This window comes from Pseudomonas sp. EA_105y_Pfl2_R69 (assembly GCF_963970915.1).
In the GTDB taxonomy this organism is placed as follows: Bacteria; Pseudomonadota; Gammaproteobacteria; order Pseudomonadales; family Pseudomonadaceae; genus Aquipseudomonas.
This window is the reverse complement of sequence record NZ_CAXAOO010000006.1, coordinates 272,547-295,405: the sequence shown is the minus strand read 5'-3', so window position 1 is coordinate 295,405 and position 22,859 is coordinate 272,547. Positions and strand designations below refer to the sequence as shown.

Here is a 22,859-nt window from a genome sequence, read left to right as displayed (position 1 = left end):
GAGTCACCATCGGCCATGCTTGCAGACAGTCAACCTGCCTATGTTCTGCACAGCCGCGCTTACCGTGAAAGCAGCGCGCTGGTGGACTTTCTTACTCCACAGGGCCGCCTGCGTGCGGTATTGCGCGGGGCGCGGGGCAAGGCCGGCAGTCTGGCGCGGCCGTTTATTCCGCTGGAAGCCGAGTTTCGCGGGCGTGGCGAGCTGAAGAATGTCGGCCGTCTCGACCCCGCCGGTATCCCCAATCTGCTGGTGGGCGAGGCGCTGTTCAGCGGCCTGTACCTCAACGAGCTGCTGATTCGCCTGCTGCCCGCCGAAGACCCCCATCCCGCCGTGTTCGAACATTACGCCATGACCGTGCTGGCCCTGGCCGAAGGTCGTGCTCTGGAACCTTTGCTGCGTTCTTTTGAATGGCGTCTGCTCGACGAGCTGGGCTATGGTTTCGCCCTGGATCTCGACAGCGAAGGCCAGCCCATAGTCGCCAGCGGCCTGTATCGGTTGCACAGCGAAACCGGCTTGGTGCCGATTGGCCAGTTGCAGCCCGGTGCCTTTCAAGGGGCCGAGCTGTTGGCCATGGCCGAAGCGGATTGGACTGCACCCGGTGCCCTGGCCGCCGCCAAACGCCTGATGCGCCAGGCCCTAGCCCCCCATTTAGGCGGCCGACCGCTGGTCAGCCGCGAACTTTTCATGACGCTCAAGGAGCCGAACCGTGACTGATGCCAACCGAATTCTGCTGGGTGTGAACATCGACCATGTCGCCACCCTGCGCCAGGCCCGCGGGACCCGTTACCCGGATCCGGTCAAGGCCGCACTGGACGCCGAGGAGGCGGGTGCCGACGGCATCACCGTGCACCTGCGCGAGGATCGTCGGCATATCCAGGAGCGCGATGTACGCCTGCTCAAGGAGGTCATGCAGACGCGGATGAACTTCGAAATGGGCGTCACCGAGGAAATGCTCGCCTTCGCCGAAAGCATTCGCCCCGAGCACGTCTGCCTGGTACCGGAAACCCGCCAGGAGCTGACCACCGAGGGCGGTCTGGATGTGGCCGGGCAGGAAGCACGGATTCGCGCCGCGGTCGAGCGCCTGAGCAAGATCGGCTGCGAGGTGTCGCTGTTTATCGACCCGGATCCGCAGCAGATCGAGGCCTCCAAGCGCGTCGGCGCACCGGCCATCGAACTGCATACCGGCCGCTATGCCGATGCCCATAGCCCCGAGGAAGCGGCGCGCGAGCTGGCGCGGATTCGCGACGGCGTGGCCTGCGGCCTGCAGCACGGCCTGATCGTCAATGCCGGGCACGGCCTGCACTACCACAACGTCGAGCCGGTGGCGGCGATTGCCGGGATCAACGAGCTGAATATCGGCCACGCCCTGGTGGCTCATGCGCTGTTTGTCGGCTTTAAGCAGGCGGTGGCGGAGATGAAAGGGCTTATCGTCGCAGCGGCCAATCGCGGCTGATTGTTTTCGGGCGGTTTGTGGCTGCGATCTCTTATCGGTGCTGAAACCGTCCCGCACTATTACTACAGTGTTGAGTATTGCCTCTAACGCTACCCATTGAATGCCCGTATCAGTTGCGCGGCCAGTGCTTCGATTGCGTTGTCGCTGTTGCCACCGCGAAGCAGTTTGATGTGGTACTTGCCCAAGGGTAACAACCCCTGTTCCTCGCCTAGGCATTTCAGCGGTGGCTTGATCAGGCTGCGAGGGAAGGGTGCCACGGCCAGGTCGGCAATCATTGCTGCTTCCTGCCCGGCATACTGCTCGCAGGAGTATGCGATGCGGTATGTCCGCCCACTGCGGTCGAGGGCATCGAGCGCGGCTCTGCGCCAGGCGCATCCGTGATTGGACAGCGCCAGTGGCAGGGGCGAGCGCAGTACGGCCAGGCCGCCATCACGACCTGCCCAGACCAGGTCCTCGGAATGGATGACCTCGCCGAGTGAATCGTCCAGGCCTTCGTTGCCGGTTTCGATTAGGGTCAGATCGAGCTCTCCTGCATCCAGTTTCGCCACCAGATCCACGCTACGACCCACGCATACCTCAACCAGCACGGCGGGGTGGCTGCGGGCGAACATACTCAAGACGCTTGGCAGCACACGGGTGGCGAGATCGTTCGGGGTGCCAAAGCGCACCTTGCCAGCCAGTGCGGGAGTCAGGAAATGCGAGACGGCCTCTTCGTTAAGTTTGAGCAGGCGTCTGGCATAACCCAGGAGGATTTCGCCGTCTGGTGTCAGCGTGACCCGCTTGGCTTCGCGGCTGAACAGGCTGCATCCGAGGGCCTCTTCGAGGCGCTTGATCTGCATGCTGACCGCTCCCGTACTGCGATATATCTGGGCGGCCGTGCGGGTAAAGCTGCCACTTTCGGCGATACCGACAAAGGTCTTGAGTACGTCGCTTTCCAGCAGTGGCAAGGCCTGCGGTAATAGCGGAGGCGTCAGTTCACTTAATTCGTTCATTCAGTTTCGCTAAACAGTTGGTTTCGTATTAGTCGTTTGATTGAACGTTAGGGGCAATACATCCTCTTTGCAAGTCAATGCCGGGCATTGCAAAACGAGGAGTACCCAAATGAATAAGCTGAAAATCCAGTGCGACCATCGTGAGCAAAAAGTCAAGGCCGCCGATATGCCGGAATTCTATATGCCGGCAATGTGGCCATTCGATTTACAGAATGCCATTGTCGATTGGCTGTCGGCATGGCGTTGGCGTCGCCAGATGCGCAAGCTGTTGCAGCAGGACGCACAGGGTCTGGTTCGCTTGGGCAGCATCCGGGCTACGGTCGCGCAGGGTGCTGGCGAGTCGCTTCGGGTGATCGCCGCGCGTAAAAACAGACTCCGCCGAGAACGCGAAAACCCCTAGGGTTTTCGCGCGATCACGACTGCGCGGCTCGGTGCCGGCAAGCCTTCCACAGTGCGGCTATGGTCGGCCGGGTCGAGGAACTCTGGCAGCGACTGAAAGCGCATCCACTCGGTCGAGCGCTGTTCATCCACCGAGGTGGTGCTGACATCCACGCAGCGCACATCGACGAAACCGGCGCGGCGCAGCCAGAGTTCCAGCGCCGGCACCGAGGGCAGGAACCAGACGTTGCGCATCTGTGCGTAGCGATCTTCGGGCACCAGCACCTGCTGGGCATCGCCTTCGACCACCAGGGTTTCCAGCACCAGCTCGCCGTCCTTGACCAGGCAGTCCTTGAGGTCGATCAAGTGATCGATAGGCGAGCGGCGGTGATACAGCACGCCCATGGAAAACACCGTGTCGAAACCTTGCAACTTGCCGGGTAGCTCCTCGAACGCCAGCGGCAGATGCCAGGCGGGCAGGTCGGGCAGGTAGTTCTTCATCGCCAGAAACTGGCAGAGGAACAGCCAGTTGGGGTCGATGCCGACCACGCTATCGGCCCCGGCCCCGAGCATGCGCCACATGTAATAGCCGTTGCCGCAGCCCACATCCAGTACCCGTTTGCCCTCGAGCGCCAGGTGCGGGGCGACCCGCTGCCACTTCCAGTCCGAGCGCCATTCGGTATCCACCTGCACGCCGAACAGGTCGAAGGGGCCTTTGCGCCAGGGGATCAGGCCCTGCAAGGCGCTTTTCAGTGCGGCGCGGGTGGGGGCGTCGCAGGTGCCATCGAAGCTGAAGCGGTGCAGCAGCTCCAGGTGTTCGACCTGCAGTTGCGGCAGCGCCTGTACCGCGCCGTACCAGCGCGGCAGGTCACCATGGCCGACCGTCAGTTTGGCGTCGATCTGCCCGGGCACGTCGGCCGCCCAGTCCTGCAACGGGGTGCCGGCCAGTTGTGCTTGCAGGGCGTCGAGGTCGAGGCGGCCGATCATGGCAGGGCAATCAGGGAGGCGAAGTTCAGGCACTGGAACCAGGGCACCACCTGGCTGAAGCCGGCGGCCAGCAGGCGTTCGCGGTGCTGTTCCAGGCTGTCCGGCAGCATGACCTTTTCGATCGCGCTGCGTTTCTGCGCGATTTCCAGTTCGCTGTAGCCGTTGGCGCGCTTGAAGGCGATATGCAGCTCGCCGAGCAGGTCGTGCTGCGCCTGGTCCTCGAAGCGCAGCTTTTCCGAGAGGATCAGTGCGCCGCCGGGCAACAGGGCCTGGCGAATCCGCGTGAGCAGGGGCAGGCGCTGTTCGGGCTGGATAAACTGCAGGGTAAAGTTCAGCGCCACCAGCGAGGCCGGCTGGAATTCCAGGGCGAGGATGTCGGCCTCGAGCACCTCGACCGGCAACAGCTCCTGGAACATCGAGTCCTGGGCGTGCAGGTATTCGCGGCAGCGCTCGACCATGGCGCTGGAGTTGTCCACCGCGATCACCTGGCAGTCTTCGATCTGCACATGGCGGCGTAGCGCCTGGGTCACCGCGCCCAGGGAGCAGCCCAGGTCGTAGAGCACGCTATGCGGTTGGGCGAACTGGCCGGCGAGCACGCCGATATTCTCGACTATGGTCGGGTAACCCGGCACCGAGCGCTTGATCATGTCCGGGAACACCCGCACCACATCCTCGTTGAAGGCGAAGTCGGGCACCTGGGCCAGGGGTTGGGCGAAGAGGCGGTCGGGCTGTTTGGTCACGGGGCTGCGCACTGGTCGAGAAAGGCCGGCATTTTAGCCAAGTGTGGCGTTAAGCCAAACCATGATTACCTCAATTGGTCGGAAAAGAATTCGCCGGCTCCCTGCAGGGGGCCCAGTGGATTGCGCTTGACTTCGTAGCGGCGGATATTCGGCTCGCCGTTGCTGAGCTTGTGCACCAGCACCCCATCCACCAGTACGAATACCGAGCGGAAGATCCAGCCCTGCAGTTCACTCTTCTTGCGGAAATTGAAGGCGTCGGCCCAGAAGTTACCCACCCGCTGGGTGTCGGTCTTGTTGAACTCGAAGGAATAGCCGATGCAGCGGTCCTTGGCTTCCAGGCAGCGCAGCAGGCCTTCGGGCAGGTAGTCGATGGGCACATTGGGCTGCACGAACATCAGGCGGATGTCGATAAAGGAGAGCATCTTGCCATTGCCCTCCGCCAGAGGGTCGAAGCCCAGGGCGAAGAGTTCGGCGCGGGTGGTTTTCCCGGGGACGGCCTGGGCGTAACGTATTTCAGCATCCAGATAGTCGTTGAACGGGGAAAGGGCTTCTTCCTGCTCGCTGGGTAGGAGGCTGCTGCAACCCGAAAGCAAGGTCAGCATGAGGAATAGGCCAACTGCATACCCAGTGTCCGTCATGTTGGTTTTCCTGAGTGAAGGGGTGTCTCTTTTCTATAGTCGATATCTCGCCGCTCTGCCTGTTAAACCGATCACGCTGCTGAGTTTGACTGCCGGCGGCATGACCTCCACTGACGGCCTGTTGGCGCTGCGTCGCGGCCGTCCCGTGGCGGATAAGCGGCGGCGATAGTGCAAGGCGCGGCGGCAACCCGTGGGGCAATGCCGGCGCTGCCGGGTTATTTGACCGTGATGGTGCAATCGAATTGTTGTGCCGGCACCACACCCACTTCCCAGGGGCGCTGATAGGTCAGCAGCAGGCGTCCTTCGCCAGCCTGTTTGGCCTGGAAGCGCCAGGTCGAGCGCCCGGCGCTGCCGACCAGGCCGGCGTCTTCCGGGTTGCTGTAGACCTCGGGGCCAAGGCTCTGCAGGACGCTGGCGGCGGAGTCGCGGACCAGCCAGCGAAAGCCGGTGGTGGGGTTGCTCGGCATCTGCAGAATCAACTGCTGCCCGCTGTACAGGGTCAGTGGGCATTTGCTCTGCTGGTTCTGTTGCAGGGTTACGCTGCTGGGCTTGTGCGCGCAGGCGCTCAACAGGGCGAGGCCGAGTAACAACGGCAAGCGGAGGGCGGTCATGGTCAACTCCAAGCGACGGTCAATGCCTGCCAGCATAGCCGTGCAGATTGGCGGGCGTAACCCTAGGGTCTGTTGTCGTTTCATCGCTGCCGTGAATGAAATGGCAACAGACCCCCTAGCTCTAACTCTAGCCCTGGCCAAGGGCCGCGCTGGGCAGGCGCAGGCGCTGGGCGCACTCCTCGATCGCCGGGGCGAATAGCGCAAAACACTCGCCGGCTGCCAGCTGTACCTGTGGGGCCGCAATCAGGTCGTGCTCGATACGCTGCAGGAGTTGCTGCAATGGGGTCGTATTGTGCGTCTGGTCGAGCTTCTGGCAGAGCTGCCGCATCTGCTGTTGCAGCCCTGCCGGGCAGTGCTTGTAATTGGTCGCCCGCACGGCCAGGCCGCGCAGGCGCGCCAGGTCCTCGAGTACCCGGCAGGCCTGGCCGAGGCCGCCCAGTTCGCTGGTCGCGGCCAGGCACAGGCGCTCCTCGAGCTGCTCGATAACCCCCAGCAGGCCTTCGATCAGTTGGCAGTGGGCGGCAAAGTCGGCCGGGTTGCGCCGCAGTCTGGGCCAGTCTTCCTGCAGTGGGGCCAGCTGCAGGCTGGGCCCGGGCCAGTTCAGCCAGAGCTGATCGAGTTGGCGGGCGATGGCGTTACGTTGACTGACGCTGACGATATCCTGTTGCGCCCCCAGGCCGCGGTGTTTCTGCAGATGCTGTAGCAGCTCGAGGGCACGCTGCAGGGTGGTACTCTGCAGCGTCTTCAGGTGTTGGTAATGGCGCTGGCTGGCGCGCCTGTGCAGCCACTGGCCCAGTAGATAAAGGGCCAATGCCAGTGCAACGGCAATACTGAGTTCCATGGCAGGACTCCTCGAATCGGCAGGCAGCACGAAAAGCGTGCATGCCGGGTCTGCAACTCTCCTGCCAGTTGCAACAAACCGCGCTGCAGCGCGCTATTGGGGCGGCATTGCACGCTGTCGTTGCGTCATTTTCGTGCGCCGCTGCTTATGCATGGCTAATTTGGTGCGTGCTTTTCGCAGATTTGCCCCCGAACTGTGCCGCGGCGCGCACCGGTGCGCCTGCGCCTTGTTCAGGCCCGCCGTGCTGCGCCGTCGGCCCCTGCAGCCCGCTGGTCGGTGGGGGTTACGGCTGGCCGCGCAACTGGTTAAAGTGCCAGCACACCCCCGCGGATTGCCGTAGCGATGCTCAAAGCCCGTCTGCTGCGCCTGGATGATCAGGCTCACGAACATACCCACGATCACCATCAGTTGGTGCTGTCGCTGGCCGGGCGCGCGGAATTCGAGGTCAATGGCCGTGGCGGCGAGGTGTGTCGCATGCGTGCCTGTCTGGTGCCGGGCGATGCCGATCATCAGTTCGCCGGCATCGGCGATAACCGCATGCTGATCATCGACCTGAACGAGCAGGGCACCTCCAGCGAAGACCTGGAGTTTCTCACCCACCTGTTCGAAACCCCGCGTTATCCGCAACTGGATGCCGATTTCCAGAACCTGCTGAACTACGCCGGGGCCGAACTGGGGCGCTACGGTTCCGACCCCATGCTGGCCCGTGCCCTGGGTGGCGTTCTGCTGCGTGCCCTGCACCTGCGCCTGTTCGGCGAGCAGCGTGCGCGGGTGCCGGGGCCGCTGAACCTGGAGCGTCTCGACGGCTATATCGGCGAGCACCTGGCACGGCGTATCAGTGTCGCCGAACTGGCCCAGGTGGCCTGCCTCAGCCCCAGTCATTTCCATGCCCAGTTCAAGGACAGTGTGGGCCTGACGCCGCACCAGTATCTGCTGAAAACCCGACTGGACCGGGCGGCCAGGCTGTTGCGTGAAAGCGGCTTGCCGTTGATCCGCATCGCCGAGGAGTGCGGTTTTTCCAGCCAGAGCGCCCTGACCACGGCCATGCGCCGTTACCTGGGGCTGACGCCGAAGCGCCTGCGCGGCGCGCAATAGGTTTTTGCCCTGTCACAGCCATTGGCCCGGGGTTTATCGCTGCCGGGCGGGGGCATTGTGCACTTGGCTATGCTGAGGTAGTCGGCTAGTCAAGCGAGGACGTCGCCATGAGCCACAAGCACCAGAACCTGCTGCATTCGATCTTCCAAGGGGGCTTGCCCAGTAATATCCACTGGCGCGAGGTCGAGTCGCTGCTGCATCACCTGGGGGCCACCGTCGAGCCCATTCTGGGGGCGCGCTTTCGGGTGGTGCTGAACCAGCATGAGTTCTTTCTGCATCACCCGCACAACAGCAATGAGTGCAGCAAGCAGGAGATCAAGCACCTGCGCGATTGCCTCGCCCAGGCGGGTGTCACGCTGGCCGCCTACGAGGGCAAATAGTCGTGCGCGGTTGCCTGCCGTGCCGACTAATGACGCCGAGCCTTGCGGATGCGCAAGGCGATAGCGCCGATAATCAGCAGGGCCAGGGGCCCGAGCAGCATCGCGGCCAGTTGCGGCGACAGGCCGATACCCAGGCTGTGTGCGCCCTCGACGCCGAGCTTGAACAGGCTTAGCAGGTAATAGCTGATGGCGATGATCGACAGGCCTTCCACCGCCTTCTGGATCTTGATCTGGGTGTTGGCACGGCTGTTGAGGCTGCGCAGGATCGCCGAGTTCTGTTCTTCCACCTCCACCTGTACCCGGGTCTGCAGCAGTTCCCCCAGGTTGGCCACGCTCTGGCCAAGGCGCAGCAGGCGCTGTTCGGTCACCGCGCAATAGCGCACTGTGGGTTTGAACCGTCGTTCGATGAAGATGCCCAGACGCTGGCAGTCGCCGACATGGCTTTCGCGCAGTTCGCCGATGCGTTCGAAGACCAGTTGCGCATAGGCCTCGGCGGCGCTGAAGCGTTGCCGATGGACGGCTGTGGCGCGCACCAGGGTGGCCGACAGCAGGGCGATGTCGCCGAGCAGCTGCTTGGGGTTGCTGGTGTCGGGCGCGGCGTTGCGTGCGGACAGACTGGCCAGTTGCTGGTCGTAGGCCTTGAGCTGGCGGTCGACGTCCTGGGCCACCGGCAGGGTCAGCGAGGCCATCATGCGGTAGGTCTCGATCTCCAGCAGGCGGCGGATCATGCGCCCCAGGCGGTAAGCGTTCAGGCGGCGGTTGACCAGCAGGATGCGATTGAGGCCGTTTTCGCAGAGGCGGAAATCGCTCCAGACGGTTGCATCGCCGCCGCCGATCTGGGAACCAGCCGGGTCCTTGAAGCCGTAGCGGGCGCTGTGACCCTGCCACTGCTGCTCGGCCTCCACCAGGATCTGCACCGCGTTGATGATCAGCCCCCGGTGCGGCTCGATCAGCGCCTGCAGGGCCTGGGGCAGGGCGGGCCAGAACTCGCCGCCGGCCTGCTTGGGTTGGACCAGGGTCAGGGTGAAGAATTCGGCATGCCGTTCCCATTTCAGCGCGCAGCCCTGTAACTGGCTCAGGCCCTGGGCAGTGCCATTGGGCTGGGGCTGTTCGGCGCTCTGCGGCAGCGCCGCGATGATGGCGCTGCCGACCTCATCCTGATCGAGCAGGGCAATATGAAAGACATGGGCCGGCTCGTTGAAATACAGCGAGGGGCGGGCGTGCAGTTCGTTGTGCAGGGCAGTTCGTTGCGGATGCATGGCGGGTCTGTGCGGCCGGAAGGAATGCAGCAGTGACGCAGCCGGCGCGGAGGGTGTCACCAGATGGGCCTGGTTTCGCGATTATTCAAACAATCGTTCGCGATTAGTTCCCGGGCCTGGAGTATTGCGCAAAAACTCCAGAGCTTTCAGCAAGAAGCTGTCATGGCTGTGCAACTAAATTCTTCCATCCACTGGCGCAGTGCGCAGGATTTGGCCCAGTTGACATTGGTCAGACCAGCGATGTTGCGCTAGACCCATAATAAACAGTCTCCACAAGAGGATGGGCGTGATGTTTAAAGCCAGTCACGTCTTGCAGGACGAGTTCCTTAACCGGATCTCTGCCGCCAAGGCCGCCGATTTTTTCCCTGTCATCAGCGCCAACTACAGCGTTGACGAGGCAGCCTATCTCACTGAGCTCTTGCAGCTCGCCGATCCCGGTGACGCCGGCATCGAGGCTATCCGCCGCGGTGCCCGTACCCTGATTCAGGACGTACGTAGCCGGGACAACGCCGTCGATACCCTCGACGCACTGCTTCGTCAGTACAGCCTCGACACCCAGGAAGGGCTGATGCTCATGTGCCTGGCCGAGGCTTTGCTGCGTGTACCCGACGCCGCCACTGCCGATGCGCTGATCCGCGACAAGCTGAGCGCCGCCGAGTGGGAACGTCACCTCGGCCAGAGCGACAGCGTGCTGGTCAACTTCGCCGCCTGGGGCCTGGTGATGACCGGCAAGGTAGTCGATCCGGAAACCGCCGATGGCCGGCCGAAAAATGTCCTTGGCAAGCTGATCAAGCGTTCCGGCGAGCCGGTAATCCGCGCCGCCATGAATCAGGCCATGAAGCTCATGGGCAAGCAGTTCGTGCTTGGCCGCAATATCGCCGAGGCGCTGAAGAACGGCCGTGGCGAGCGCGAAAAAGGCTACACCTACTCCTTCGATATGCTCGGCGAAGCGGCGTTGACCGCCGAAGACGCCGAGAAGTACATGGCCGATTACCGCAAGGCCATCGACACCGTTGGTGCCGAAGGGCAGGTCGGCCCGGGACCGAAGCCATCGGTCTCGATCAAGCTGTCGGCCCTGCACCCGCGCTACGAAGTGGCCCAGCGCGAGCGCGTGCTCACCGAGTTGTTCGCCAATGTGCTGGAGCTGGCGGTGCGGGCGCGCAAGCTGGGCGTCGGCATCTCGGTGGACGCCGAAGAGGCCGATCGTCTCGAGCTGTCCCTGGAACTCTATGAAAAGCTATTGCGCGATCCGGCTCTCAAGGGCTGGGGCGAGTTCGGCCTGGTGGTGCAGGCCTATTCCAAGCGCTGCCTGCCGGTGCTGGTATGGCTGACCCTGCTGGGCAAGGAACTCGGCGAGAGGATGCCGTTGCGTCTGGTCAAGGGGGCCTACTGGGACACCGAGATCAAGCAGTGCCAGGTCCAGGGGCTGGACGGCTACCCGGTGTTCACCCGCAAGGAAGGCACCGACACCTCCTACCTGGCCTGTGCCCGTTACCTGCTCTCGGAGTTCACCCGCGGGGTGATCTATCCGCAGTTTGCCAGCCACAACGCCCACACCGTCAGCTGCATCCTGGCGATCGCCGCCGAGCACCAGCAGCCGCGCGAGTTCGAGTTCCAGCGCCTGCATGGCATGGGCGATGCGCTGTACGACACCGTGCTGGAAAAACACGGCAAGACCGTGCGCATCTATGCCCCGGTCGGCGCGCACAAAGATCTGCTGCCCTACTTGGTCCGCCGCCTGCTGGAAAACGGCGCGAACTCCTCGTTCGTCCACCAGTTGGTCGACCCGAGCGTGCCGGTGGAGTCCCTTCTCGATCACCCGGTGACGCAACTTCGCAAGTTCAAAACCCCGAGTAATGACAAAATCCCTCTTCCGCCTGCGCTGTTCGGCCCTGCGCGGAAAAATTCCCAAGGCCTCAATATGAATATTCACACCTCGTGGACTGAGCTGGAGCGTGCCTATCAGCCGCACCTTGCCCGTCAATGGCAGGCCGCGCCGGTCATCAACGGCCAGCGCCTGAAAGGCACCGCCAATAGCGTGCATTGCCCCTATGAGCTGAGCAAGCAGGTCGGTAGCGTCGACTTCGCTACGGCCGCCCAGGCCACCCAGGCCCTGGATGTCCTGCACGCGGCCTGGCCGCGCTGGAATGCCACCGCCATCGACGCCCGCGCCAGCATCCTCGAGCGTCTGGCCGATCTGCTTGAGGTCAACCGCGCCGAGCTGATGGCGCTGTGCACCGTGGAAGCCGGCAAGTCCATGCAGGACGGTATCGACGAAGTGCGCGAAGCGGTGGACTTCTGCCGTTACTACGCCCAGCAGGCGCGTCTGCGTCTGGGCCGCGAAGAGCTGGTGGGACCTACCGGCGAGCGCAACGAGCTGTTCCATGAAGGCCGCGGCATCTTCGCCTGCGTCAGCCCGTGGAACTTCCCCCTGGCGATCTACCTGGGGCAGATCGCTGCCGCCCTGGTCGCCGGCAACTGCGTGCTGGCCAAGCCGGCCGAGCAGACCAGCCTGATCGCCGCCCGCGCCCTGGAACTGATGTTCGAAGCCGGCCTGCCGCAGGATGTGATCGCCTTCCTGCCGGGCGACGGTGCCACCCTGGGCGGCGTGTTCTGTCGCGATGCACGGGTCGCCGGGGTGTGCTTTACCGGCTCTACCGGTACCGCGCGGATCATCAACCGTCAGCTGGCCGAGAAAGATGGCCCGATCGCCGCGCTGATCGCCGAAACCGGCGGGCAGAACGCCATGATCGTTGACTCCACCGCGTTGCCCGAGCAGGTGGTCAAGGATGCCGTGCAGTCGGCCTTTACCAGCGCCGGCCAGCGCTGCTCGGCGCTGCGCGTGCTTTATGTGCAGAACGACATCGCCGAGCGCGTGCTGGATCTGCTCAAGGGCGCGATGGCCGAACTCAAGGTTGGCCCGACCCACCTGCGTGAAAGCGACGTCGGCCCGGTGATCGACGCCGAGGCCCGCGAAGGCCTGCTGGCGCATATCGACCAGCTCAAGGCCGAGGGTAAGCTGATTGCCGAAACCGCTTTGCCGGCCGGCCTGGACGGTCACTTCGTCGCTCCGGTGGCCTTCGAGATTGGCGGCATTGATGAGCTGAAGAAGGAAAACTTCGGTCCCGTCCTCCACGTCGTGCGCTTCGAGGCGCGCGAACTGGAGCAGGTGGTGGCCGCCATCAACGGCACCGGCTTCGGTCTGACCCTCGGCGTGCACAGCCGCAACGAGGAAACCGCCCAGCGTATCGAAACACTGGCGCGGGTCGGCAATCTCTACGTCAATCGCAACCAGATCGGTGCGGTGGTCGGTGTGCAACCGTTCGGCGGTTGCGGCCTGTCCGGTACCGGGCCGAAAGCCGGCGGGCCGAGCTACCTGCCGCGCTTCGTCAACGAGCGTACCGTCTCAATCAACACTACCGCAGTGGGCGGCAACGCCTCGCTGTTGTCGCTGGGCGACGACTAACCCGTAGTTTAGGGACGGGCTTACAACGCCTGTCCCGCCGCCGGCCTGCGTGCGCTTGGCTGGTGGTTTCAAGGCAGTGGCCACATACCGTGGCCGCTTAAAACTAGAGTCACGGCCCGAGCCGTGCCAACACGAGAACAACAAGATGAACGAGCAGAACGTTTTTGTTGTAGGGGTGACCTTCGTGGTCTACCTGGTACTGATGCTATGGCTGGGCCTGGTGGCCTATAAGCGCACCAGCAACCTGTCCGACTATATCCTTGGCGGCCGCTCCATCGGCCCAACCACCGCGGCGCTGTCGGCTGGCGCTTCCGATATGAGTGGCTGGCTGCTGCTGGGTCTGCCGGGCTATGCCCTGGTGGCCGGTTTCGAAGCCACCTGGATCGCCATCGGCCTGCTGGCCGGTACCTGGCTCAACTGGTTGTTCGTAGCCCAGCGTCTGCGCGTGTATTCGCACATAGCCAACGACTCGGTAACCATGCCGTCCTACTTCGAAAACCGCTTCAACGACAAATCCCGCGCCCTGCGTGTGGTGTCGGCGATCTTTATCTTGCTGTTCTTCCTCTTCTACGCAAGCTCCGGCCTGGTGGCTGCGGGCAAGCTGTTCGAGACCGTGTTCGGCTTCAACTACCAGATCGCCGTTGTGGTCGGCACCCTGGCCGTGGTCTCCTACACCCTGTTCGGCGGCTTCCTTGCGGTGGCCTGGACCGACGTGGTGCAAGGCCTGCTGATGGCCGCGGCGCTGGTGCTGGTACCGGTATTCGCGCTCAATGCCGTGGGCGGCGTGGATGCCGCGCATATGGCCATTCAGGCGAAAAACCCGGAACTGCTGACCTTCTTCAACGATGCCAAGGGCGAGCCGCTGGGCATCATCGCGATCCTTTCGCTGCTCGGTTGGGGCCTGGGCTACTTCGGCCAGCCGCACATCCTTGCTCGTTTCAAGGCGATCTCCGACGACAAGGACATCCCGACTGCCCGCCGCATCGCGGTGAGCTGGACCGCCCTGACCCTGGTCGCCGCCCTGGCCATCGGCTGGATTGGCGTCGGCTATCTGGAAACCGACCTGGCTGACGCCGAAACCATCTTCATGGTACTGGTCAACAGCCTGTTCCACCCGGTAGTGGCCGGTATCCTGATGGCAGCCGTACTGGCGGCGATCATGTCCACCGCCGACTCGCAACTGCTGGTCAGCTCCTCGGCCCTGGCCGAAGACTTCTACAAGGCCATCCTCAAGAAGGACGCCGGCGACGCCGAACTGGTGTGGATCGGTCGTGGCGCGGTGGTGCTGATCGCCATTATCGCCCTGGTCCTGGCCCTGAACCCGGATACCACCGTACTGGGCCTGGTGTCCTACGCCTGGGCTGGCTTCGGTGCCGCCTTCGGCCCGGCCATCCTGCTGTCGCTGTACTGGAAGCGCATGAACCGTAACGGTGCCCTGGCCGGCATCCTGCTCGGCGGCATCACCGTGGTGGTCTGGAAGCAGCTGTCCGGCGGTATCTTCGACCTGTACGAAATCATTCCCGGCTTTATCCTGGCGACTGTGGCGATCATCGCCGTCAGCCTGCTGACCGAGGAGCCGGAAGCCGCGCTGCAGGCCCAGTTCGACGATGTCGAGCGCAAACTGGCCTGATTAGGTTGCATCCACATCCGCAGCCGGTCGTCTGCGGGTGTGGCTCCCGAGCCAGGATTTTATGCTGATGCCCGGCCCGGGCCCCACGACGACCCGATAGTGCTTCGCCGGCCCACACCTCGTTGTGTTGGGCCGGTTTTTTTTGCCTGGATGAAACCCATTGAGCGGGCACCTCTTCTTTGTGCCGAGGGATTTAGCAGGCATGGCTGGCCCCCGGTTCAAAATCGCTCGATCCGGTAAGGCTGCGGGTCGATGGTCGGCGTTTCCCCGGTCATCAGGCTGACCACCAGCTCCGCGCTAACCGCTGCCTGGGTCAGGCCCAGGTGCTGATTGCCGAAGGCGAACAGCAGTCGGTCATGTTGCGGGTGGCGATCGATCACCGGCAGCGAATCGGGCAGGGTGGGGCGGTGGCCCATCCATTCGCGGCAGTTCAGCGCTGGGTCTGCGAGCGCCGGGACAAGGGCCTGGCTGTGTCGGCGCAGGGTCTTGAAACGGCGCGCAATCGGCTTCAGTCGCAGGCCGCCGAGTTCGCTGAAGCCCACCGCGCGCAGGCCGGAGTCCAGCGGGCTCATGACGAAGCGCCGCTCGGCCGAACCGATCGGCCGGTTAAGGCTGACGGCCGGGCTGTCCATGCTCAGGTGATAGCCGCGCTCCGCCTCCAGCGGCACCTCGATCCCTGTGCCTTGCAGCAGCGTCTTGCTCCAGGCACCGGCGCAAATCACCGCCTGATCGAAGCGCAGGTCTGCTTCCGCGGTCTTTAACCGGACCTGTTGCGCATTCGCGGAGAGGCTTTCGACCGCCTGCTGCACGAAGCGCCCGCCGCGCACCTCGAACGCGGCGAACAGCAGGCGGCAGAGTTGATAGGGCTCGCGCACCTGGCAGGCTTCGGGGAAATACAGGGCGTGGCTGAGCGTGCCGGCCAGCGCCGGCTCCAGTTGCGCCAGGCGCGTGGCATCGACCAGCTCGGCGCGCACGCCCCATTGCTGCAGGTAGCGGGCATGGGCCTTGGCGTCCTCCAGGCGCTGCGCCGACTCCCAGACCAACAGGTAGCCGGAGTTGCACAGCTGTTCGCTCGCGCCTATATCGGCCAGGCAACGCTGCCATGCCGGTAGCGCCGCCCGATTGAGCGCGAGCAGACCGTCACGCGAGCGCTCGACCTGAGCGGGACGGGCTGCGGCGACGAAGCGCACCAGCCAGGGCAGGCTGCGGTGCAGGTATCCCAGCGGCAGTGCCAGCGGCCCATGCGGGTCGAGCAGCATGGCCAGGGCACCGCGCAGGGTCTTGCCGTTGGACAGCGGGTCGATCAGCTCGGTGGCCAGGTAACCGGCGTTGCCGAAGGAGGCCCCCAGGCCTGGCGCATCTCGGTCGATCAGGGTCACCCGATAGCCCTTGCGCTGGGCCTGCAAGGCGGTACACAGGCCGATCACCCCGGCACCAACCACCGCGACGGAAACAGCAACAGGCTGGGTTGCAGCGGATGCTTGCATCAGGCCACCTCTTCTGCGGCAGTTGTCAGGGTATTGCCGGCCGAATGTCGGCTATCGGCATCTGCCTGGTCGTCCTCGGCACGCTTGGAAAACCAGCCGGTCTGGGCGTAGAGGATACCGATCAGCGGTGACAGCCAGCAGGCGAACGCCAGCGGCGCATAGAGCAGGTTGCTGTAGTCGCCGGACACCACCGACAGCCCCAGGGTACCGATGACGAAGGCACCGCCGGCATTCCAGGGGATCAGTGGCGAGACCAGGGTGCCGCCTTCCTCGATCGCGCGCGACAGGTTGAGGCGGCTATAGCCAAGACGGTCGTATTCCGGGCCATACATGCGTCCGGGCAGGGCGATCGACAGGTAGACATCGCCCGACACCGCATTGGTCGCCACCGAGGTCAGGATCGCGTTGGTCTGCAGGCCGCGGAAGCTCTTGCTCAGGCGCATGATCGAGCTGACCACGGACTCCAGGCAGCGGGTGCGTTCGAGTGCGCCGCCGAAGGCCAGGGCGAACATCATCAGGGTGACCACCCAGGTCATCGAGGTTACGCCGCCGCGGTTGAGCAGGCTATCGAGCGCCTCGGTGCCGCTGCTGATGGTGAAGCCGCTGTGGGCGAAGGTCAGCAACTGGTTGAGGTTGTAGTCGTAGTTGATAAAGGCGACCAGGCCGCCGAGGATGAAACCGGTGAACAGCGCGGGAAGCGGCGAAATCTTGAGGAATGCCAGGGCCATGACCACCAGCAACGGTACCAGCGGCAGGAAACCGAGGTCGAAGTGGCTGCCAAGGCCCTCTTTGAACAGGCGGATCTGCTCGAGCTGCGCTGCATCGACGCCGGACTGGCCGCCGACCAGCAGGTAGATCACGAAGGCGATGAGCATCGCCGGGATGGTGGTCGGCATCATGTTGCGGATGTGCGCGAACACGTTGGTTTCGGTTACTGCCGCCGCCAGGTTGGTGGTGTCGGATAGGGGCGATATCTTGTCGCCGAAGAACGAGCCGGAGACCACGGCACCTGCAGTCCAGTACAGCGGAATGCCGAAGGCGGTGCCGATGCCCACCAGCGCCAGGCCAATGGTACCGACCGTGGTCCAGCTCGAGCCTATCGACAGCGAGACCACCGAACAGAGCAGCATCGAAGCGGCCAGGAACCAGACCGGATCGATCAGCTCGAGACCGTAGTAGATCAGCAGCGGCACGGTGCCGCTGGCGATCCAGGTACTGACCAGCATGCCGACCAGAATCAGGGTGGCGATCGACGGCATGGCCACATGCAGCACATGGAAGGCACCGGATTCGATGTCCTTCCAGCGATAGCCCTGCGTCCAGCCCACCAGGCCGGTGATGGCGATACCGATGGCCAGCGCGATATGCGGGGTGAAGTCGTTGTAGTAGAAGATCTGCAGGGCCAGCAGGCCGATGGTCAGAACAATCGGAATCAGGGCCACCCAGAGGTTGGGCATGTTGATCGGGGCTGTGGGTTCTTTGGTCATGTCAGGAACTCCTCAAGATGAGCAACGGCAGGCCTCATCGTTTTGTTGTTGTTGGAGTAGGTAAAAAAGAGCACTCGTCGCCGAGTGCCCAAGCAGACGTTCGTTTCAGTCTTGATTGCGGAACGCGAGAATCGCCGCGGCTAGGTCTTCGCGCGAGTCGCCGACCGACTTGAACAGGGTCACCACTCGTTCGGCGTCGGCCAGGGCGGCGCGACCGGTGTGCTGGCCGCGGCACAGCTCGGCGAGTTCGGCGATAATCTTGTCGGTACCGATCGCGCCCTCACGGAGCGGGATGATCAGGTCGCCGGTCTCGCTCAGTGCGCCGTCCCGGGTATCGACGAACACCGCGCAGCGCTGCATGGCGACGTTGTCGGTCTCGCGCATGCTTGGTGTGAAACTCCCAACCAGGTCGAGGTGAGCGCCGGGCTTGAGCCAGTCGCCCAGCACCACTGGCTCGGTCGCCAGGGTCGCGCAGCTGACGATGTCGGCCGTGCCGACGACCGCTTGCAACTGATCGCTGGGGCAGACCCAGGCATCGATGTCGCTGTCTTTCAGCTCGGCCACCAAGGCCGCCGAAGCCGCCTCGTTGCGATCCCATACCTGCACGGTCTGGATCGGCCGCACGCTCATGTGCGCAGGGATCAGGCGGCGGCCCATGCGTCCGGCACCGACCATCAGCAGGCTGTTGGCATCGGCGCGGGAGAGAAAGCTCGAGGCCAGCGCCGAGGCGGCAGCGGTGCGCCGAGCGGTCAGCTCGTTGCCATCCAGCAGCGCCAGCGGGCGGCCGGTCTTGCCGCAGCTGAGCATATAGTGGCTGCTCAGACCGGGCAGGTGGCGCGCGTTGTTGCCGGGAAACACGTTGACCTGCTTGACCCCCAGGTACTCGCCTTCGATCCAGGCGGGCATCAGCAGCAGGGTGGCCGCAGGTTCCGCGGGGACCTCGAGGGTGTGATGATGGCGAATCGGCGAACGCACATCCTCACGGACGAAGATCTCTCTGAGCGCTTCGATCAAACTGCCCCACGGCAGGGCGTTTTGTACCTGGTCGGCATTCAGTTGCATGGCGGCTTTTCCCGTGGTTAATGTAATTTCCATGCTAACCACAGCCGATCGTTTGCCATTGACCCAGCCGCTGGAGTTATATACCCAGACTATGAAATCCCTCCCTCCCAGCGCGACCCAGGCACCATGAACGGCAGCCAGGCCCGACGCAATCTGATTGCGCTGCAGCGCGGTGAGCATTGTCATGACTATGCCCAGGTGCTGATCGGCTGGCGCGGGCGGATGGATTGCGAGTTCAACGACAGTTCAGGGCGTTTGACCAACGGTACTGCCGCCTTGGTGCCGGCCTCGGCCAGCCACCTGTATGCCGGTCTCAGCGAAGAAAGTGAACTGCTGGTGATCGACGTGTCGCTGAACGATCCTTATATACGGGCGCTGGAGCAGGCCTGCGAGCTGAAATTCAGCGAGACGCTGTTCCAGCGTCCGGAGTTTATTACCCTGGATGCCGCAGCGATGCCGTTGTTGGACTTCGCCGCAGGGCAATTGCGGTGTGATCTGGAGCGGGTGAGCACGCTAGTCAGTTGTCAGCTGGTGTCGCTGTTTATGACCCAGATGGTTCAACTCTATTCATCCGTTCCGCAGCTATCGTGGGGGTCGCGTCTGGCGACCGCCGAGCTCAATCAACTGATCGACCGGCGTCTCGCCGAGCCGCCTTGCAACGGCGAACTGGCAGCGGCGCTGAACCTCAGTGAGAGCCACTTCAACTTTCTGTTCCAGCGTAAGTTCGCGATGACGCCGCAACAGTATGTGATGAGTCGGCGCATGCAGCGGGCGCAGTTCCTGCTGCTCAACAGCGCGATGTCCTTGGCGGCGGTAGCCGATGAAGTTGGCTTTGCCGATGCATCGAGCTTCTCCCGCGCCTACAAGAGTTGCTTCAAGCAGACTCCGGGTTCTGTCCGCAGTGCCCGCCGTCCCGTCTAACTCGAGATGCTGGCCTTGGGGGCTCTACCCCGTGCCGGCGGGGCGTTTCTCTTGCGGTGGCGGGGTAAGTCAGCGTGTGTGATTCGTTTCCCCCTACCTAGAGTTTTTGGCAAATACTTCAGAGCGTTCGGCAACGCCGCTTTCTAGAAAGACTCCCGCGACGACGGCGAATTGTTGCAGATCGAGCGTGGTGCCGTGGAAGCAGCAGGCCTGCCTGGGCGTGATCTTATCTAACGCGATCATTCCCGCCGGCAGCCGATCGTCTGCAGGTGGGGCAGCCTAAACCGGACGCCCATGCGGGCACCGAGCCTGGAGCCCACGGTGCCCCGATAGTGCTTCGCCGGTCCACACCTTTGGTGCGGGGCCGGTTTTTTTATGACGGGAAACTTACCCAGGGTCATAACCCTCGCCGGCGCGGTGCGCTCATTCTTTGTCTGCGCGGGCTGGGCAAGCCGGCTCGACAAACGCTTGCTGCGCATAAAGTCCCATGGTCTGGCTCGTTGCCGTGCGCACGCCTGTGAATGCGCCTCACCAGGCTCTAGACTGCAGCGGTATAACTACAAGCCGAATGTGACCTTGCCTGCATGAAAATCCAGCCCTTACCGCCGCTCAACAGCCTGGTGGCTTTCGAAGCCGCAGCGCGGCACCTGAGCTTTACCCTGGCCGCGCATGAGCTTAACGTCACCCAGGGGGCGATCAGCCGCCAGGTGCGCCTGCTCGAGGATTACCTGGGTAAGAGCCTGTTCGAGCGCACCACCCGGGCGATCAACCTGAGCCCGACCGGCAGCCAGTATTACGATACGGTGCGCAGTACCTTGCTACAGCTGGCCCAGGCCACGGGTGAGATTCGTCACTGGCAGGGTGCTCAGCAGGTGACAGTGGTCACCAGTACGGCGATGGCTTCCCTGTGGCTGCTGCCCAAGGTGGCGGAGTTTCAGCGCGATAACGAAGAGATCGACCTGCGCATCATCGCCTATGACCAGGTCAAGGATTTCTCCCGCCTGGATTGCGACCTGGCGCTGTACTACTGCCGCACCCCGCCGCAAGACATGCAGGTGACCCCGCTGTTCACCGAGGAGGTGTTTCCGGTGTGCAGTCCGGGCTATCTGGCCAAGAACCCGGCATTGAGCAGCCCAGAGCAATTGGCCGACTGCACCTGGCTGTGGCTGGACGATCCGCAGCGCGACTGGATCGGCTGGGGCGAGTGGTTCCAGCGCCTCGGCCAGCCGGCACCCAAGCCCCGCCACCGGATCAATATCAACAGCTACTCGATGCTGATCCAGTCGGCGCTCAGCGGCCAGGGCATCGCCCTGGCCTGGTCGAACCTGGTCGACAATCACCTGCAAACCGGCGCGCTGGTACGCCCCATCGACACCGTGCTGCGGACAGATGCGCAGTTCTGCCTGCTCGAACCGCTGAGGCGGGGGGCGATGCGCCAGAGCGTCAAATGCTTCCGCGCCTGGTTGCTGGAGCAATTGCCACCGGCGTTGGACGAGACTACGCTCGGCGGCGGCGCATAACTGCAGGGCCGAAACGAACGCTGCCGCAGGCTTGTGGCCTGCGGCAGCGTTGCATGGAACAGTCGCGGCGCTAGTCTTCCGACTGGGCGTGGCTATCCCTCAGCAGGCCTTTTGCGCGGTAGCGTGAGGGGCCCCGCCCAGGGTGAGTGCAGGCGCAATGCCAGCGTCGCCCTGGGAGTGTTCCTGCGTTAGCGACTGACATCCCGATGGTGGTGTGGGATATCGGCGGAGCCGCCCGGCCGCAAGCAGTGTGGCGGGCGGGCTCAGGGGCAGGATAAGTACGCTGATCGATGGGCGTTGACGGTATCTGCGCAAGTCGGCATCCCCCGCCACAACCCATAAACTGCTTGAACATTCTCCAACAGCGCAAGGCTGCTGAGCCCGTGCAGCGGTCTGCCGCGCGCAGTTACTGGAGGCTGCGGTGCGGCCGCCTGACGCTGCTCAGTAGCGGGTTGGCGGTGCCTAAGGTGGCGTTTTCCCGGCCCCTGAAGCAAGCCATTTATTGTCATGGATTGATGATCTTTACGCATGTGGAGGCCCTCGTGAGCGACCAATTGCGGGGTCGGTGCGTTTTGCTGGATTGATGATAAAAACTCATGAATCTTGCTGTAAAAATCGTTTGTCGAACAATCCCCCGATTCTCGAAACTCGCTGTCAACGGAACCTGGCCAGTGAGCCTGCCGATCATCACCCACCGTGCCCAGCAGGGGAGAACAACAATGACCTCGACCACTTCTCAGAACATTCCTGTGCATCATCTGGAAACCGTTCTCAACCCGATTCATCAAGCCACCGGGCTGAGCAACGAGTTCTATACCGAGCAGCGCCATTTCGAACTAGAGCGCGATCAGGTGATGGGCAAGACCTGGGCCTGCGTCGGCTTCGCCAGCGATCTGGTGCAGAACGGTTCGGTCAAGCCGGTTGACTTCATGGGCCTGCCGCTGCTGCTGATGCGCAACCGCGAGGGCCTGGTGCAGGTGTTCCACAACGTCTGCAGCCACCGCGGCATGAAGCTGGTGCAGGAAGAGGGCACCGTGCAGGGCGTGATCCGCTGCCCCTACCACTCCTGGACCTACGACCTCAACGGCGGCCTGCGCGGCACGCCGCACATCGGCGGCATCGACCAGCACAAGGACGAGCGTTTCGCCTGCGAAAAGCATGGCCTGAAGGCGATCCGCAGCGCCATCTGGATGGACATGGTGTTCGTCAACCTGTCCGGCGATGCCCAGCCGTTGGAGGAGATGCTCGCGCCGCTGACCGCGCGCTGGAACCAGTTCCTCGGCGAAGACGGCATGAGCCTGCTGCGCCGCCGTCCAGGCTTTGATGCCACCACCCTGGACATCAACTGCAACTGGAAACTGGCGGTGGAGAACTACTGCGAGGCCTACCACCTGCCCTGGGTGCACCCGAGCCTGAATACCTATTCGCGCCTGGAAGACCACTACAACATCCTGTTCGACGAGCATTTCGCCGGTCAGGGCAGCTACGCCTACAACCTCTCCGACGTCGCCGGTACCCACCTGCCGCAGTTCCCGAGCTGGCCGCAGGACCGTCTGCGCAACGCCGAGTACGTGGCGTTCTTCCCCAACGTGTTGCTCGGCATCCAGGCCGACCACGCCTTCGCCATGCAGCTGGAGCCGGTGGCACCGGGCCGCACCATCGAGCACCTGCGCCTGTTCTACGTCGGCGACGAGGCCCTGGGTGACGAGTACGCCGCCTGCCGCAACGCCATCCTGGAGTCCTGGAAGGTGGTATTCGCCGAGGACATCGCCTCGGTCGAAGGCATGCAGAAGGGCCGTCATTCGCCGGGCTACAAGGGCGGTGCCTTCTCCCCGGAGATGGACATCCCCACCCACTTCTTCCACCAGTGGGCCGCACGCAAGCTGCTGGCCACCGTACCGTCCGCCTGAGG

Annotated in this window: 20 protein-coding genes; 10 read left to right on the top strand and 10 right to left on the bottom strand. The window is 63.6% G+C overall.

Annotated elements, in window-relative coordinates; all coding sequences use genetic code 11:
- Positions 1-15: 15 nt before the first annotated feature.
- Together recO and pdxJ are read left to right on the top strand one after the other, a co-directional pair.
- Positions 16-714: a DNA repair protein RecO gene (gene recO / locus AACY13_RS18030; RefSeq protein WP_339462945.1), complete on the top strand. Its 699-nt coding sequence runs from the start codon at positions 16-18 to the stop codon at positions 712-714.
- Positions 707-1,453, top strand: a complete 747-nt coding sequence (gene pdxJ, locus AACY13_RS18025) for a pyridoxine 5'-phosphate synthase (protein ID WP_339462944.1) — start codon at positions 707-709, stop codon at positions 1,451-1,453. Before recO ends, pdxJ begins: the two co-directional genes overlap by 8 nt.
- Positions 1,454-1,542: 89 nt before the next feature.
- On the opposite strand, the gene AACY13_RS18020 is transcribed toward pdxJ, so the two are convergent.
- A complete protein-coding gene (locus AACY13_RS18020; protein WP_339462943.1) occupies positions 1,543-2,445 on the bottom strand; it encodes a LysR substrate-binding domain-containing protein in 903 nt (300 codons plus the stop codon).
- 109 nt (positions 2,446-2,554) lie between these two features.
- Between AACY13_RS18020 and AACY13_RS18015 the strand changes: the two genes are divergently transcribed.
- Complete coding sequence (locus tag AACY13_RS18015) at positions 2,555-2,845, top strand: hypothetical protein (protein ID WP_339462942.1); 291 nt, start codon at positions 2,555-2,557, stop codon at positions 2,843-2,845.
- On the opposite strand, the gene cmoB is transcribed toward AACY13_RS18015, so the two are convergent.
- The 5 genes from cmoB to AACY13_RS17990 all read right to left on the bottom strand — a co-directional run bounded on the left by cmoB (position 2,842) and on the right by AACY13_RS17990 (position 6,640).
- Entirely contained in the window at positions 2,842-3,810 is a 969-nt protein-coding gene (gene cmoB / locus AACY13_RS18010; RefSeq protein ID WP_339462941.1) for a tRNA 5-methoxyuridine(34)/uridine 5-oxyacetic acid(34) synthase CmoB, read from the bottom strand. The genes AACY13_RS18015 and cmoB overlap by 4 nt on opposite strands.
- On the bottom strand, positions 3,807-4,550 hold the full coding sequence (gene cmoA, locus AACY13_RS18005; protein WP_339462940.1) for a carboxy-S-adenosyl-L-methionine synthase CmoA: 744 nt from the start codon (positions 4,548-4,550) through the stop codon (positions 3,807-3,809). Before cmoA ends, cmoB begins: the two co-directional genes overlap by 4 nt.
- Before the next feature lie 65 nt (positions 4,551-4,615).
- Entirely contained in the window at positions 4,616-5,188 is a 573-nt protein-coding gene (locus AACY13_RS18000; protein WP_339462939.1) for a hypothetical protein, read from the bottom strand.
- A gap of 215 nt (positions 5,189-5,403) precedes the next feature.
- Positions 5,404-5,799, bottom strand: coding sequence for a protease inhibitor I42 family protein (locus tag AACY13_RS17995; protein WP_339462938.1), 396 nt, complete (start codon positions 5,797-5,799; stop codon positions 5,404-5,406).
- Positions 5,800-5,926: 127 nt separating this feature from the next.
- A complete protein-coding gene (locus tag AACY13_RS17990; protein ID WP_339462937.1) occupies positions 5,927-6,640 on the bottom strand; it encodes a hypothetical protein in 714 nt (237 codons plus the stop codon).
- A 342-nt stretch (positions 6,641-6,982) separates the two neighbouring features.
- Here AACY13_RS17990 and AACY13_RS17985 point away from each other — a divergent pair, with 342 nt between their 5' ends.
- Positions 6,983-7,735, top strand: a complete 753-nt coding sequence (locus AACY13_RS17985) for a helix-turn-helix transcriptional regulator (RefSeq protein WP_339462936.1) — start codon at positions 6,983-6,985, stop codon at positions 7,733-7,735.
- Positions 7,736-7,842: 107 nt separating this feature from the next.
- Positions 7,843-8,115 carry a type II toxin-antitoxin system HicA family toxin gene (locus AACY13_RS17980; protein ID WP_339462935.1) on the top strand — a complete coding sequence of 91 codons (273 nt, stop codon included), beginning with the start codon at positions 7,843-7,845 and terminating at the stop codon, positions 8,113-8,115.
- A 26-nt stretch (positions 8,116-8,141) separates the two neighbouring features.
- On the opposite strand, the gene AACY13_RS17975 is transcribed toward AACY13_RS17980, so the two are convergent.
- On the bottom strand, positions 8,142-9,374 hold the full coding sequence (locus AACY13_RS17975) for a DUF3422 domain-containing protein (RefSeq protein ID WP_339462934.1): 1,233 nt from the start codon (positions 9,372-9,374) through the stop codon (positions 8,142-8,144).
- Between the two features lie 289 nt (positions 9,375-9,663).
- Between AACY13_RS17975 and putA the strand changes: the two genes are divergently transcribed.
- On the top strand, positions 9,664-12,840 hold the full coding sequence (gene putA / locus AACY13_RS17970) for a bifunctional proline dehydrogenase/L-glutamate gamma-semialdehyde dehydrogenase PutA (protein ID WP_339462933.1): 3,177 nt from the start codon (positions 9,664-9,666) through the stop codon (positions 12,838-12,840).
- A gap of 145 nt (positions 12,841-12,985) precedes the next feature.
- Complete coding sequence (gene putP, locus AACY13_RS17965; RefSeq protein WP_339462932.1) at positions 12,986-14,470, top strand: sodium/proline symporter PutP; 1,485 nt, start codon at positions 12,986-12,988, stop codon at positions 14,468-14,470.
- 218 nt (positions 14,471-14,688) lie between these two features.
- On the opposite strand, the gene AACY13_RS17960 is transcribed toward putP, so the two are convergent.
- The 3 genes from AACY13_RS17960 to AACY13_RS17950 all read right to left on the bottom strand — a co-directional run bounded on the left by AACY13_RS17960 (position 14,689) and on the right by AACY13_RS17950 (position 18,506).
- On the bottom strand, positions 14,689-15,957 hold the full coding sequence (locus AACY13_RS17960) for an NAD(P)/FAD-dependent oxidoreductase (protein ID WP_339462931.1): 1,269 nt from the start codon (positions 15,955-15,957) through the stop codon (positions 14,689-14,691).
- Positions 15,957-17,444 (bottom strand): Na+/H+ antiporter NhaC, encoded by a 1,488-nt coding sequence (gene nhaC / locus AACY13_RS17955; protein ID WP_339462930.1) that lies wholly within the window; start codon positions 17,442-17,444, stop codon positions 15,957-15,959. The genes AACY13_RS17960 and nhaC overlap by 1 nt, the downstream gene beginning before the upstream one ends.
- Before the next feature lie 105 nt (positions 17,445-17,549).
- Complete coding sequence (locus AACY13_RS17950) at positions 17,550-18,506, bottom strand: ornithine cyclodeaminase family protein (RefSeq protein WP_339462929.1); 957 nt, start codon at positions 18,504-18,506, stop codon at positions 17,550-17,552.
- A gap of 126 nt (positions 18,507-18,632) precedes the next feature.
- Between AACY13_RS17950 and AACY13_RS17945 the strand changes: the two genes are divergently transcribed.
- The 3 genes from AACY13_RS17945 to AACY13_RS17935 all read left to right on the top strand — a co-directional run bounded on the left by AACY13_RS17945 (position 18,633) and on the right by AACY13_RS17935 (position 22,857).
- A complete protein-coding gene (locus AACY13_RS17945) occupies positions 18,633-19,427 on the top strand; it encodes an AraC family transcriptional regulator (RefSeq protein WP_339462928.1) in 795 nt (264 codons plus the stop codon).
- A gap of 584 nt (positions 19,428-20,011) precedes the next feature.
- Positions 20,012-20,947: a LysR substrate-binding domain-containing protein gene (locus AACY13_RS17940; RefSeq protein WP_339462927.1), complete on the top strand. Its 936-nt coding sequence runs from the start codon at positions 20,012-20,014 to the stop codon at positions 20,945-20,947.
- Positions 20,948-21,666: 719 nt separating this feature from the next.
- On the top strand, positions 21,667-22,857 hold the full coding sequence (locus AACY13_RS17935; protein ID WP_339462926.1) for an aromatic ring-hydroxylating oxygenase subunit alpha: 1,191 nt from the start codon (positions 21,667-21,669) through the stop codon (positions 22,855-22,857).
- Positions 22,858-22,859: the final 2 nt, after the last annotated feature.

What these genes read in the sequence shown, in the direction of transcription:
- recO (WP_339462945.1), top strand. Translation starts at nt 16, where the DNA reads ATGCTTGCAGACAGTCAACCTGCCTATGTTCTGCACAGCCGCGCTTAC.
- AACY13_RS18020 (WP_339462943.1), bottom strand. Translation starts at nt 2,445, where the DNA reads ATGAACGAATTAAGTGAACTGACGCCTCCGCTATTACCGCAGGCCTTG.
- AACY13_RS18015 (WP_339462942.1), top strand. Translation starts at nt 2,555, where the DNA reads ATGAATAAGCTGAAAATCCAGTGCGACCATCGTGAGCAAAAAGTCAAG.
- cmoB (WP_339462941.1), bottom strand. Translation starts at nt 3,810, where the DNA reads ATGATCGGCCGCCTCGACCTCGACGCCCTGCAAGCACAACTGGCCGGC.
- AACY13_RS18000 (WP_339462939.1), bottom strand. Translation starts at nt 5,188, where the DNA reads ATGACGGACACTGGGTATGCAGTTGGCCTATTCCTCATGCTGACCTTG.
- AACY13_RS17995 (WP_339462938.1), bottom strand. Translation starts at nt 5,799, where the DNA reads ATGACCGCCCTCCGCTTGCCGTTGTTACTCGGCCTCGCCCTGTTGAGC.
- AACY13_RS17990 (WP_339462937.1), bottom strand. Translation starts at nt 6,640, where the DNA reads ATGGAACTCAGTATTGCCGTTGCACTGGCATTGGCCCTTTATCTACTG.
- AACY13_RS17985 (WP_339462936.1), top strand. Translation starts at nt 6,983, where the DNA reads ATGCTCAAAGCCCGTCTGCTGCGCCTGGATGATCAGGCTCACGAACAT.
- AACY13_RS17980 (WP_339462935.1), top strand. Translation starts at nt 7,843, where the DNA reads ATGAGCCACAAGCACCAGAACCTGCTGCATTCGATCTTCCAAGGGGGC.
- AACY13_RS17975 (WP_339462934.1), bottom strand. Translation starts at nt 9,374, where the DNA reads ATGCATCCGCAACGAACTGCCCTGCACAACGAACTGCACGCCCGCCCC.
- putA (WP_339462933.1), top strand. Translation starts at nt 9,664, where the DNA reads ATGTTTAAAGCCAGTCACGTCTTGCAGGACGAGTTCCTTAACCGGATC.
- putP (WP_339462932.1), top strand. Translation starts at nt 12,986, where the DNA reads ATGAACGAGCAGAACGTTTTTGTTGTAGGGGTGACCTTCGTGGTCTAC.
- AACY13_RS17960 (WP_339462931.1), bottom strand. Translation starts at nt 15,957, where the DNA reads ATGCAAGCATCCGCTGCAACCCAGCCTGTTGCTGTTTCCGTCGCGGTG.
- nhaC (WP_339462930.1), bottom strand. Translation starts at nt 17,444, where the DNA reads ATGACCAAAGAACCCACAGCCCCGATCAACATGCCCAACCTCTGGGTG.
- AACY13_RS17950 (WP_339462929.1), bottom strand. Translation starts at nt 18,506, where the DNA reads ATGCAACTGAATGCCGACCAGGTACAAAACGCCCTGCCGTGGGGCAGT.
- AACY13_RS17945 (WP_339462928.1), top strand. Translation starts at nt 18,633, where the DNA reads ATGAACGGCAGCCAGGCCCGACGCAATCTGATTGCGCTGCAGCGCGGT.
- AACY13_RS17940 (WP_339462927.1), top strand. Translation starts at nt 20,012, where the DNA reads ATGAAAATCCAGCCCTTACCGCCGCTCAACAGCCTGGTGGCTTTCGAA.
- AACY13_RS17935 (WP_339462926.1), top strand. Translation starts at nt 21,667, where the DNA reads ATGACCTCGACCACTTCTCAGAACATTCCTGTGCATCATCTGGAAACC.